This window comes from Saccharothrix longispora, assembly GCF_031455225.1.
In the GTDB taxonomy this organism is placed as follows: Bacteria; Actinomycetota; Actinomycetes; order Mycobacteriales; family Pseudonocardiaceae; genus Actinosynnema; species Actinosynnema longispora.
Genome location: NZ_JAVDSG010000001.1, coordinates 3,785,905 through 3,796,784 on the forward strand (window position 1 = coordinate 3,785,905; position 10,880 = coordinate 3,796,784).

General features: G+C 73.2%; 13 protein-coding genes. 5 read left to right on the forward strand and 8 right to left on the reverse strand.

Features of this window, described 5'->3' with window-relative positions; all coding sequences use genetic code 11:
* Window positions 1-8: 8 nt before the first annotated feature.
* The 5 genes from J2S66_RS15135 (at window position 9) to J2S66_RS15155 (ending at window position 4,786) form a co-directional block, all read left to right on the forward strand.
* A complete protein-coding gene (locus J2S66_RS15135) occupies window positions 9-722 on the forward strand; it encodes a PIG-L deacetylase family protein (protein ID WP_310307691.1) in 714 nt (237 codons plus the stop codon).
* A gap of 107 nt (window positions 723-829) precedes the next feature.
* Complete coding sequence (locus J2S66_RS15140) at window positions 830-1,216, forward strand: VOC family protein (protein ID WP_310307692.1); 387 nt, start codon at window positions 830-832, stop codon at window positions 1,214-1,216.
* Window positions 1,217-1,702: 486 nt separating this feature from the next.
* Window positions 1,703-2,599 carry a DMT family transporter gene (locus J2S66_RS15145; RefSeq protein WP_310307693.1) on the forward strand — a complete coding sequence of 299 codons (897 nt, stop codon included), beginning with the start codon at window positions 1,703-1,705 and terminating at the stop codon, window positions 2,597-2,599.
* 34 nt (window positions 2,600-2,633) lie between these two features.
* Window positions 2,634-3,140 (forward strand): flavin reductase family protein, encoded by a 507-nt coding sequence (locus tag J2S66_RS15150; RefSeq protein WP_310307694.1) that lies wholly within the window; start codon window positions 2,634-2,636, stop codon window positions 3,138-3,140.
* Between the two features lie 44 nt (window positions 3,141-3,184).
* Complete coding sequence (locus J2S66_RS15155; protein ID WP_310307695.1) at window positions 3,185-4,786, forward strand: tryptophan halogenase family protein; 1,602 nt, start codon at window positions 3,185-3,187, stop codon at window positions 4,784-4,786.
* A gap of 85 nt (window positions 4,787-4,871) precedes the next feature.
* On the opposite strand, the gene J2S66_RS15160 is transcribed toward J2S66_RS15155, so the two are convergent.
* The 8 genes from J2S66_RS15160 to J2S66_RS15195 all read right to left on the reverse strand — a co-directional run bounded on the left by J2S66_RS15160 (window position 4,872) and on the right by J2S66_RS15195 (window position 10,864).
* Window positions 4,872-5,108, reverse strand: a complete 237-nt coding sequence (locus J2S66_RS15160) for a ferredoxin (RefSeq protein ID WP_306744715.1) — start codon at window positions 5,106-5,108, stop codon at window positions 4,872-4,874.
* Complete coding sequence (locus tag J2S66_RS15165; RefSeq protein WP_310307696.1) at window positions 5,108-6,328, reverse strand: cytochrome P450; 1,221 nt, start codon at window positions 6,326-6,328, stop codon at window positions 5,108-5,110. The genes J2S66_RS15160 and J2S66_RS15165 overlap by 1 nt, the downstream gene beginning before the upstream one ends.
* Window positions 6,329-6,413: 85 nt before the next feature.
* Complete coding sequence (locus tag J2S66_RS15170) at window positions 6,414-7,625, reverse strand: cytochrome P450 (RefSeq protein ID WP_306744717.1); 1,212 nt, start codon at window positions 7,623-7,625, stop codon at window positions 6,414-6,416.
* Between the two features lie 61 nt (window positions 7,626-7,686).
* Window positions 7,687-8,088 (reverse strand): DUF3224 domain-containing protein, encoded by a 402-nt coding sequence (locus tag J2S66_RS15175; protein ID WP_306744718.1) that lies wholly within the window; start codon window positions 8,086-8,088, stop codon window positions 7,687-7,689.
* A gap of 26 nt (window positions 8,089-8,114) precedes the next feature.
* Window positions 8,115-8,525, reverse strand: coding sequence for a nuclear transport factor 2 family protein (locus tag J2S66_RS15180; protein ID WP_310307697.1), 411 nt, complete (start codon window positions 8,523-8,525; stop codon window positions 8,115-8,117).
* 46 nt (window positions 8,526-8,571) lie between these two features.
* The gene (locus J2S66_RS15185) at window positions 8,572-9,360 is read right to left on the reverse strand and encodes a thioesterase II family protein (RefSeq protein WP_310307698.1); all 789 of its coding nucleotides are present in this window, start codon (window positions 9,358-9,360) and stop codon (window positions 8,572-8,574) included.
* Entirely contained in the window at window positions 9,357-10,628 is a 1,272-nt protein-coding gene (locus J2S66_RS15190; RefSeq protein WP_310307699.1) for a beta-ketoacyl synthase N-terminal-like domain-containing protein, read from the reverse strand. Before J2S66_RS15190 ends, J2S66_RS15185 begins: the two co-directional genes overlap by 4 nt.
* A complete protein-coding gene (locus tag J2S66_RS15195) occupies window positions 10,625-10,864 on the reverse strand; it encodes a phosphopantetheine-binding protein (RefSeq protein ID WP_306744722.1) in 240 nt (79 codons plus the stop codon). The genes J2S66_RS15190 and J2S66_RS15195 overlap by 4 nt, the downstream gene beginning before the upstream one ends.
* Between the last annotated feature and the right edge of the window lie 16 nt (window positions 10,865-10,880).

Below are 10,880 nucleotides of genomic sequence, written 5' to 3' on the forward strand. Positions count from 1 at the left end.
GTGCGGGCATGACCGAGCGATTGAAGGACGTGCCGGAGGACTTCACCCGCGTGCTGTGCGTGGTGGCCCACCCGGACGACATCGAGTTCTCCGGCGCCGGGGCGGTGGCGGCGTGGACCGCGGCGGGCAAGGAGGTGACCTACGTCCTGGTGACCCGGGGCGAGGCGGGCATCGACGGCCTGGACCCGGCCGAGTCGGCGGAGGTGCGGGAGCGGGAGCAGCGCGCCAGCGCCGAACTGGTGGGCGTGAAGGAGGTGGAGTTCCTGGACGGGCACCGCGACGGCGTGGTCGAGGAGGGGGTGGCGCTGCGCCGCGACCTGGCCGCCGCGATCCGCCGCCACCGGCCGGAGCTGGTGGTGGGCTACAACCACCGGGACGAGACGTTCACGAACCGGTGGAACAGCGCCGACCACCGCGCCGTGGGCCGCGCCCTGCTCGACGCGGTGGCCGACGCGGGCAACCGCTGGATCTTCCCCGAGGCGGGCGAGCGCTGGGCGGGCGTGCGCCACGTGGCGATGCTCGCCTCGCCCCGGCCGACGCACGCGGTGGACGTGAGCGGGTCGGTCGACCTGGCCGTCGCGTCCCTGGAGGCGCACCGCGCCTACCTGGACGCACTGGGCGCCACCGACGTGCGGACCCCGTTGACGGGGCTGTTCGAGGCCAACGGTCAGCGCTACGACGGGCGTCCGGCGATCACGCTGGAGTTCGTCAGCGGCGGCTGACCCGGCCGGGCCGCGCGGCGGGCGACCGGGCCGGCGACCCGCGTGTCCGATCCCGGGTGTTCAATTCTGGGCATCACCGCACGCCGGCCGGGTGCCACCCTCTGCCCATGCCTGCGATCCCATACCTCAAGTACGAGAACGCCGCCGCCGCGCTGGACTGGCTCGGCACCACGTTCGGCTTCACCGAGGACAAGCGCTACGCGCACGAGGACGGCACCGTCTTCCACGCCGAGATGAGCACGCCGCTCGGCGATCCCGTCTACCTGGCGGGTCCGGGGGGCGAGTACCGCAACCCGCGCAACAGCGGCGCGGTCAACGCCATGGTCTCGGTCGACGTGGCGGACGCCGACGCGTTGCACGAGCGGGTGACCGGCGCGGGCGGCGAGGTCGCGTTCCCGCCCACCAACACCCCGCAGGGCATGCGGGTGTTCAAGGTGGTGGACGTGGAGGGCCACGAGTGGTTCTTCAACCAGCGGCTCGACGGGTCCGCCTGAGACGGGTCCGGAACGACGTGGGGCCCCCGACCGACCGGTCGGGGGCCCCACGTCGTTCGGGTGCGGTGGCGACGCGCATTCCAGACGGAATGGGATATTCCACCGTCCCGCGTCACCCGTTCGGAGCCTTCCATAGCCCATGAATTCGCAATACCTTCGGATGCGGATTGCGTTGACGACAACCCTTCGCGAATCCACACAATACGGGGGCCTGGGGGCTGAAAATATATCGATCACCTTCCGCACGTTCCGGCGGAATCGACTTGGCGCGACTTCGGGGAAATGGTCGCGAATCCGTCGATGGCACCGCGATGCACCCGCGACCCGGCCCAGCCCGTTGTTGACGAGCCCGCTCGGTGAGGTGGACAGATGTTCGGACTGGTCGTGGGGGGCCGCACCAGATGAACCGGAAAAGCTCGGCACGGTTTTCCGCCCGCATCCCGCAGTGGGGCCGCGCAACGGTCGAGAGAGGTAAGAGCCACCGGTATGCGCAGATCGGATTGGTTTCGACTGATCACCCTCGGCGCCTTGTGGGGCGCTTCGTTCATCTTCCTGCGGGTGCTCGCGCCCGTGCTCGGCGCGGCGACCACCGCCGGGGTGCGCGTCGGCCTGGGAGGGCTGGCTTTCCTGCCCTACTTCGCCGTCGTGCGGTTCCGGCCCCGCTGGCGGGCGCACTGGGTCGTCTACGCGGTCGTGGCGGTGTTCAACGTCGCCGCGCCCATGCTGCTGTTCTCCTACGCCGCCGTGCACATCCCGGCGTTCTACTCGGTCACCATCAACTCCAGCACGCCGCTGTTCGGCACGCTCCTGTCCGCGGCGTTCCTCGCGCAACGCCTCACGGCGCGCGGGATCGCGGGGCTCGTGCTGGGCATGGTCGGGGTCGCGCTGATCACCGGTGGGGGCGCGGCCGTCCAGGGCTCACCGGTGTTCTGGGCCTCCATCGCGGCCTGCCTCGCCGCGTCGGCGCTCTACGCGCTGTCGGGCGTCTACGTGAAGCGGTTCGCGCCGCACGTCGACCCGATCGGCACCGCCGGGTGCTCGCAACTGCTGGCCGGGCTGATCCTGCTGCCGTTCTGGGTGGTGGACGTCCCGCACGTCGAGCCGACCGCCCGCATCGTGCTCAGCATGGCCGCGCTGGCCGTGCTGTGCACGACGGTCGGGTTCCTGCTCTACTTCCGGTTGGTGCGGGACGTCGGCCCGGCGCGGGCGATGATGGTCGCGCTGCTGACGCCGCTGTTCGGCGTGGTCTGGGGCGGGTTGTTCCTCGGCGAGGCGCCGACCACCTCCGCCGCCGCGGGGTGCCTGCTGGTGATCGTGTCGGCGGGCCTGGTCCTGGTCCGGACCGGGACACCGGTGCCGGTCGGGGTCCCCGGGCGGCGCTGACGGACTCGTCGGAAGGTCCGCCGAGGGGGTCGCGGTGAACGCGCGGCGGGGCGACCTGACCGCGCGGGTGGGCCCCGACGACCACCGGGCGCTGATGGGTTCCTTCCCCACCGGCGTCGCCGTGGTGACGGCGGTGGGCGCGGACGGCGCACCGCGGGGCATGACGTGCACCTCGCTGGCCAGCGTGACGTTGGACCCGCCGACCCTGCTGGTGTGCCTCGACACCGCGCGCCGCACCACGGCCGCGGTGCGGCGGGGCAGGTTCGGGGTGAACCTGCTGCACGCGCCGGGCCGCCGGGCCGCCGAGGTGTTCTCCTCGCCCGTGCCCGACCGGTTCGGCGCGGTGGCCTGGCGGAGCGCGGCCGTGACCGGGATGCCCTGGCTGTTCGAGGACTCGCTCGCGTTCGCGGGGTGCGTCGTGCGCGAGAGCACCGTGGTCGGCGACCACGTCGTGGTGCTGGGCGAGGTGTCGGAGATCAACTGGAGCGGCGGGACGCCGCTGATGTACGGCAGGCGGGAGTTCTCCACCTGGGCCCCGTGACGGCCCGGCCGAGTGCTCCCACGCGGAACAACGGAGGTCTTTGCGTGTCCGATCGGATCGGGAAAATCCTCATCGTGGGTGGCGGGACCGCGGGCTGGATGGCGGGCTCCTACCTCGGCAAGGCGTTGAGCGGCACCGCCGAGGTCACCGTGCTGCAAGCGCCGGACATCCCGACGCTGGGAGTCGGCGAGGCCACCATCCCCAACCTCCAGACCGCGTTCTTCGACTTCCTCGGCATCCCCGAGGACGAGTGGATGCGGGAGTGCAACGCCAGCTACAAGGCGGCCATCAAGTTCGTCAACTGGCGCACCCCCGGACCGAGCAGCCCGCACGCGCGCCCGCTGGACGACGGCAGCGGCCGCGGTGACCACTTCTACCACTCCTTCGGCCTGCTCAAGTTCCACGAGCGGATTCCCCTGTCCCACTACTGGTTCCACCGCCGCCGGCACGGCGCGACCGACGAGCCGTTCGACTACGCCTGCTACAAGGAGCCCGCGCTGCTCGACGCGGGCAAGTCGCCGCGCAGGCTCGACGGCACGCCGGTCACCAACTACGCCTGGCACTTCGACGCCCGGCTGGTCGCGGACTACCTGCGCCGCTTCGCCACGGGGAAGCTCGGCGTGCGGCACGTCGAGGACCGCGTCGAACGCGTCACGCGAGACGCCAACGGCCTGATCGAGTCGGTCACCACGGCGACCGGGCGCACGTTCACCGCGGACCTGTTCATCGACTGCTCGGGTTTCCGGGGGCTGCTCATCAACAAGGAACTGGGCGAGCCGTTCCTGGACATGAGCGACCACCTGCTCAACAACAGCGCGGTCGCCTCGGCGGTCCCCCACGACGACGAGGCCGACGGCGTCGAGCCCTACACCTCGTCCATCGCCATGAGCGCCGGGTGGACGTGGAAGATCCCCATGCTCGGCCGCTTCGGCACCGGGTACGTGTACTCCAGCGACTTCATCGACCAGGACGACGCGGTGCGCGAGTTCTGCGCGCTGTGGGGGCTGGACCCGGACACCGCGCCGCTCAACAAGATCCGCTTCCGCGTCGGGCGCAACCGGCGCGCGTGGGTCGGCAACTGCGTGAGCATCGGCACGTCCTCGTGCTTCGTGGAACCGCTGGAGTCCACCGGCATCTACTTCACCTACGCCGCGCTGTTCCAGCTGGTCAAGCACTTCCCGGACAAGGGGTTCAACCCGGTGCTGATCGACCGGTTCAACCGCGAGGTCGAGACCATGTTCGACGACACCAGGGACTTCATCCAGGCGCACTTCTACTTCTCGCCCCGCAACGACACCCCGTTCTGGCGGGCGAACAAGGAGCTGCGGCTGGCCGACAGCATGCAGGAGAAGGTGGAGGCCTACCGCGCGGGCCTGGCGATCAACCCGCCCGCCTCGGACGACGCGCAGCACTACTACGGCAACTTCGAGGAGGAGTTCCGCAACTTCTGGAACAACAGCAACTACTACTGCGTGCTGGCGGGCCTCGGGGTGGTGCCGGACGCGCCGTTACCGCTGCTGGAGCACATGCCCGAGGCGACCCGGACCGTGGAGCCGGTCTTCGACGACATCAAGCGGCAGCGGGAGCGGCTGCTCGACGAGCTGCCGAGCACCTACGAGTTCCTGCTGCGGCAGCACGGCCGCTGATCCGCCACCGCGGACCGCGGGGCTCGCGGTGCCCGGACCGGCCTGGTCGCCGCCCCGGGCACCGCGTGCCCGCCGCGTTCGCGGTCTAGTCGGCCGGCGGGTAGACCACGTCACCGGAGCGGGCGTCCACCAGGCCGATCGCCTCGACGGGGCAGGACTCGGCCGCGTCGAGCAGCGCGTCCTCCCGGTCGACCTCCTCGCTCACGACCCGGGCCGGGGTGCCCGCGCGCACCTCGAACCGCCCCGGCGCGAGCGCCTGGCAGATGCCCGAGCTGATGCACGAGTCCTGGTCGAGGGACACCTTCCACCTGGTGGTCGTCATCACCACTCCACCGGCAGGCCCTGGAGGCTGTGGATGACGGCGTTCTTGCGCCACGGCAGCTCCGACTCGTCGGCCGCGAGGCGCAGCGTCGGGAACCGGGCGAACAGCGAGCCCAGGCCGACCTGCATCTCGATGCGGGCGAGCTGCGCGCCGACGCAGTGGTGCGCGCCGTGGCCGAAGCTGGTGTGCGGGCCGGGCGCCCGGGTGATGTCGAAGCGGTCCGGGTCGGCCCACACCTCGTCGTCGCGGTTGGCGGAGTTGGTGACGGCGATGACGCCGTCACCCGCCCGGATGAGCGTGCCGCCGACCTCCACGTCCTCGGTCGCGACCCGCATCAGGCCGCCCGCCGCGCCGCCGGGGATGAACCGCAGCAGCTCCTCCACGGCGGCGGGGACCCGGCTGGGGTCCTCGCGCAGCAGCGCGAGCTGGTCGGGGCGGCCGAGGAGGATCAGCACGGCGTTGGCGAGCCGGTTCGACGTCGTCTCGTAGCCCGCCACGATCAGGCCGCCCGCGAAGGAGACCAGCTCGCGCTCGGTCAGCGCGTCGTTGTCCTGGTGGGCGATGAGCACGCCGAGCAGGTCGTCGCTGGGGTTCGCGCGGCGGGCCTGCACCATCGCCGCGAGGTAGCCGATGAGCGCGTTGCGGGCCGCGACGGCCTCGTCGAGCTTGTCGGCGGTGCTGTGGAACATGGCGTCCGACCAGTGCCGGAACCGGTCGCGGTCCTCGCGCGGCACCCCGAGCAGGTCGCAGATGGTGATGATCGGCAGCTGGGAGGTGTAGAGGCCCACCAGGTCCGCGGGCGGGCCGGCCGCCTCCACCTGCGACAGCAGGTCGTCCACGGTGGCCTGCACGCGGCCGCGCATGGCCTCCATGCGGCGGGCGGTGAACGCGGGCGCGACCAGCCGGCGCAGCCGGGCGTGGTCCGCGCCCTCCTTGCTGACGATGGACTCGGGGTCGCCCTCCACGCCGGGCATCAGGCGCGGTGCGCCGGGCAGGGTGGCGGCGGCGCGGCTGAACCTCGGGTCGGCGAACACGGCGCGCACGTCGGCGAACCTGGTCACCAACCAGGCCGGGTCACCGCTGGGCAGGCGCACCCGCATCACCGGCTGCTCCTCGCGCATCCGCCGGTACTCCGGGGACGGGTCGAGCGCGGAGGTGATCGGGAACGGGAAGGGCGGGTCGGTGGGGGCGGCGGTGGTGGTCGCCTCGGCCTGGGTCATGGCGGTGCTCCTAGGTGCTGCCAGGTACGGGGTGCTGCCGGGTACGGGGTGCTGCCGGGTACGGGGTGCTGCCGGGTACGGGGTGCTACCAGGTGACGGGGAGGCTGTGCACCCCGTGGACGAACATGTCGGTTCGGAAGGGGACCTCGTCGAGGTCGACGGCGAGCCGCAGGCCCGGGGCGCGCTCGGCCAGCGTCGTCCAGAGCAGGCCGAGCTGGAGCCGGGCCAGCAGCTGGCCGAGGCACTGGTGCAGCCCGAACCCGAAGGCCAGGTGGCCGCGCACGTCGCGGGTGATGTCGAACCGGTCCGGGTCGGGGTAGACCTCGGCGTCGCGGTTGGCCGAGGACAGGACCACCACGACGCCCTCGCCGGCGCGGATGGTCGTGCCGCCGACGACGACGTCCTCGGTGGCCACGCGGCGCAGGCCGTAGTCGATGACCGTCTGGTGGCGCGCCAGCTCCTCCACCGCGGGGACGACGAGCCCGGGTTCCGCGCGCAGGCGGGCGAACTGGTCGGGGTGGGTCAGCAGCAGCAGCGTGCCGACGCCGATCTGGTTCGCGATGGTCTCGAACCCGGCGATCATCAGCAGGGTGGCGACGCCGACGACCTCGTCGTGGGTCAGGCCGCTGCGGTCCCGGTCGCGCGACATCCGGCCCAGCAGGTCGTCGGTCCCGGCGGCGTGCTTGTCGGTGACCAGCCGGTCCAGGTACTCGCGCAGCTCGTCGCGCACGACCTGCCGGGCGGCGGGCGACGCCTCCTGGTCGCCGATGACCGCGGTGCGGTCCTGGAAGAACCCCCGGTCGTCGTAGGGCACGCCGAGCAGCTCGCAGATCACCAGCGTCGGCAGGGGCAGCGCGAGGGCCTGCACCAGGTCGGCGGGCGACGGGCCGGCCAGCATGGCCGACACCAGGTCGTCGACGATCGTCGTGATGGCCGGGCGCATCTCCTCGACCCGCCGGGGCCGGAACTCCTCCAGCACCGCGCGCCGCAGCCGGGTGTGGTCGGGGGCGTCCATGCGGATGAACGTGCCGGGGCCCGGCGGGCGCACGGTCATCCGGGCGGGGAAGCCGGGGCGGGAGAAGTCGGAGCTGAAGCGGGGGTCGGCCAGCACCGCGCACGCGTCGGCGTGCCGCGTGACCAACCAGACGTCGCTGCCGTCGAAGTCCAGGCGCGAGCGGCTGATCGGGGCGTGGGCGCGCAGCTCGGCGTACTCCTCCGCCGGGTGCGTCGGGCGGCTGCGCGGGATGGGGTAGCGCTCGGCCACCACCGGCGCGCCGGGTGCGGGAGCCGGGTCCATGGGTGCCTCTCCTCCACGGGGACGGGCGGGCGTGGCGCGCGACCACGCCCGCCGCGCCCGGTCACTCGAAGTCGTAGTCGAACCGGTAGGCGGCGTTGCCGCTGTCGGAGTGCTTCGCCACGAAGCCGCCCTTGCCGGTCAGGCCGGCCAGCCCCCCGGTGCCGGAGCCCGGCACGACCGTGAACTCGACGGTCGCCTGCTCGCCGTCCAGCTCGCCGGTGTGGTGGAGCACGAACGTGCCCTTGCGGTCGCCGATGCGACCGACCACGTGCTCCAGGCCGACGAACGTCGTGGACTCGTCGCTGCGGTAGGCCATGACGTACTCCTTGAGCCCGCTGCCCTCGACGTCGCCCTCGAAGACGTAGCGGATGGTGGAGCGGGTCAGCTTGATCCCGTCCTCCTCGGAGAACGTGGTCTCGTCCCAACTGCGCAGCAACAGGTCACCGGTCGCGGTGAAGCCCATGATGTTCCTCCTACTCGAAGTGCCGGTCAGGGAGCGGAGCCCGCCGTCTCGGTGGATTCGGCCGCCTCGGCGGACTCGGCGAACCAGTTCCGCATGCCGCCCTCGATCCCGGCGACCTGCCGCCAGATCAGGCCGTCGCGCAGCACGTAGGCGCCGAAGCCGAGTTCGTGCTCGCCGCGCACGCTCATGTGGGCGCGCACGAAGATGGTGTCCTCGGTGTGGGTGTACTCCAGCAGTTCCTCGTACCTCGCGGCGATGTCCATGTACCGGCCGAAGGTCTCGCGGATCTCGTCGATGCCGTTGAGCACGCCCTGGAAGCGGACCACGACCGCCTCGGGGTGGTAGGTCTCGACGAGACCGGCGATGTCCGCGTTCTGCAGGCACTCGATCTGCCGGGCGAACAGCGGGTGGACTCGGGACAGGTCCAGGTCGGCCACGGTGGGTCCTCCTCGCGCGGTGGGCACCCCCGACTGCGGGGGGCGCTCAGGAGGTTGGCACGCGCTTCCGGGCCCCGTCTGCGCACTGTTGAGCGCTTCGGCCCAGCAGGTCCTCGCGCACGGCCCGCATCAGCGCGGGCGGCGCGCCCCGCAGGTAGAAGTGGTCCCCGGCGAACGTGCGCAGGCTGAACGCGCCGCGCGTGACGTCGCGCCACGCGGCCAGCTCGTCCACGTGCGCCTCCGGGTCGGCGTCGCCGGTCATGGCCGACACCGGGCAGCTCAGCGCCGGTCCGGGCAGCGGGACGTAGGTCTCGTTCAGCTCGAAGTCGGCGCGCAGGGCGGGCACGAACAGGCGCGCCAGGCCGGGTTCCGCGAGCAGTTCGGGGGCGGTGCCGCCGAGGCCGGCGAGGGCGGTCAGGAACGCGGCCTCGGGCAGGTCGTGGCGGGGCCCGTGGCGGGCGGGCAGGTGCGGCGCGCGGCGGCCGGACGCGAACAGCCGGACCGGCGGGTCGACGCCCCTCGCCACCAGCGCGCGGGCCGCCTCGTAGGCCACGACCGCGCCGGTGCTGTGCCCGAACAGGGCGTACGGCCGGTCCAGCGCCGGGGCGAGGGCGTCCACCAGCTCGGGCACCAGCGTGGTCATCCGGCGGTGCGCGGGTTCGCGCAGCCGGGACTCGCGGCCCGGCAGCAGCACCGGCCACACCGCGATCTCCGGGCCCAGCGGCTCCCGCCACGGCCGGAACCCCGTCGTGCCGCCGCCCGCGTGGGCGAAGCACAGCAGCAGGACCCGGGCGTCCGCTCCCCCGGCGTCCCGGGGCACCCACGGCGCGGTCACGGGGTCACCTCCGGGTCGGTGATCACCAGGGACGTGGTGACGCCGCCGAACCCGAACCCGTTCGACAGCGCGACGCGCGCCCGCACGTCCTCGGCCCGGTCGCCGGTGTGGCGCAGACCGGGTTCGACGGGGTCGCGCAGGTTGGGGTTGGGGTGCAGGAAGCCGCCGCGCAGCTGCACGACCACGGCCACCGCCTCCAGCACCCCGGCGGCGTGCAGGCAGTGCCCCGTCAACGCCTTGGTGGCGTTGACGCGCGGCCCGTCGCCGAACACGCGCAGCAGGGTCCCGGCCTCGGTGCGGTCGCCCAGCGGGGTGCCGGTGGCGTGGGCGTTGACGTAGTCGACGTCCGCCGGGTCGAGGCCCGCCGCCCTGAGCGCGGCGTTCACCACCTCGACCTGGTCGTCCGCGCTCGGGTGGGCGAGGCTCGTGCCCGCCATGCGCGCCGCGTGCCCGGGCAGGGCGGCCAGCGCGGGCGCGCCCCGGCTCGCGGCGGACCCCGGCCGCTCCAGGACCACGGCCGCGCACGCCTGACCGGGCACGAACCCGCGGTGCCCGCGGTCGAACGGCCGGCACAGCGCCGCCGGGTCCGCGCCTTCGTCCAGGGCGGCCACCGCGCCGAGGTTGACCAGGGCCTGCCGCTCCAGCCGGGACGGGTCCGCCACCGGTCCCACGACGAGCACCGCGTCGGCCGCGTCGCAGGCGAGCAGCCGGGACGCGGTGATCAGGGCGACGTTCCCGCTGGCGGACGCCCCGCCGGCGGTCAGCCCCTCGCCGCGCAGCGCGAACACCTCGGTGAGCACGCCGAGCAGGTCGGTGTCCATCAGGTGCAGGGCGGCCCGACCGGGGACGAACGCCGGGTCGGCGGCCAGCTTGCGCGCCACGTCGTCGGCGTAGCCACCGGTCAGGTTGTGCCCGGCGACCACGACGGCGACCCGGTCGGCGGGCAGTGGGGCGCGGTCCAGGGCCGCTTCCCGCCACGCCTGCGCGACCGTGGCCACCGCGGCCCGGACACCCGGCGGGGCGCGGTGGGCGGCCCGCCGCGCCCGGTCCCGCACGCCGTCGTCGGCGTGCGCCTCGACCAGCGCGGCGGCCAGGTCGACCGGCGGCAGGGGCGCGCCCGCGCGGGGGCCGTCGAGGTCGTCGACGACCCGCACCACGCCGCGCGCGCCCGCGCGCAGCCGGTCGGCGAAGGTCGGCACGTCGTCGGCGACGGCGCAGCGCACCCCCGTCCCGGTGATCACCGGGACGGGGGTGCCGTGAGGGGTCATACCCGCTCCGCCAGCAGGTCGACCAGCGAGCGGATGTCGGACACGTGCTGGAAGTCCATCACCGGCACGACCACGTTCAGGCGCTCCATGGTCATGGTGACGACCTCCGCGCGGTCGATGCTGTTCGCGCCCAGGTCGGACATCGCCGCGTCGATGGTGACGCGCTCGCGCGGGATGTCCGGCACCACGGTGAGCAGGTTGTCCCGCACCACCGCGAAGATCTCGTCGTGGGTCATGGTGTCCTTCCGGGGG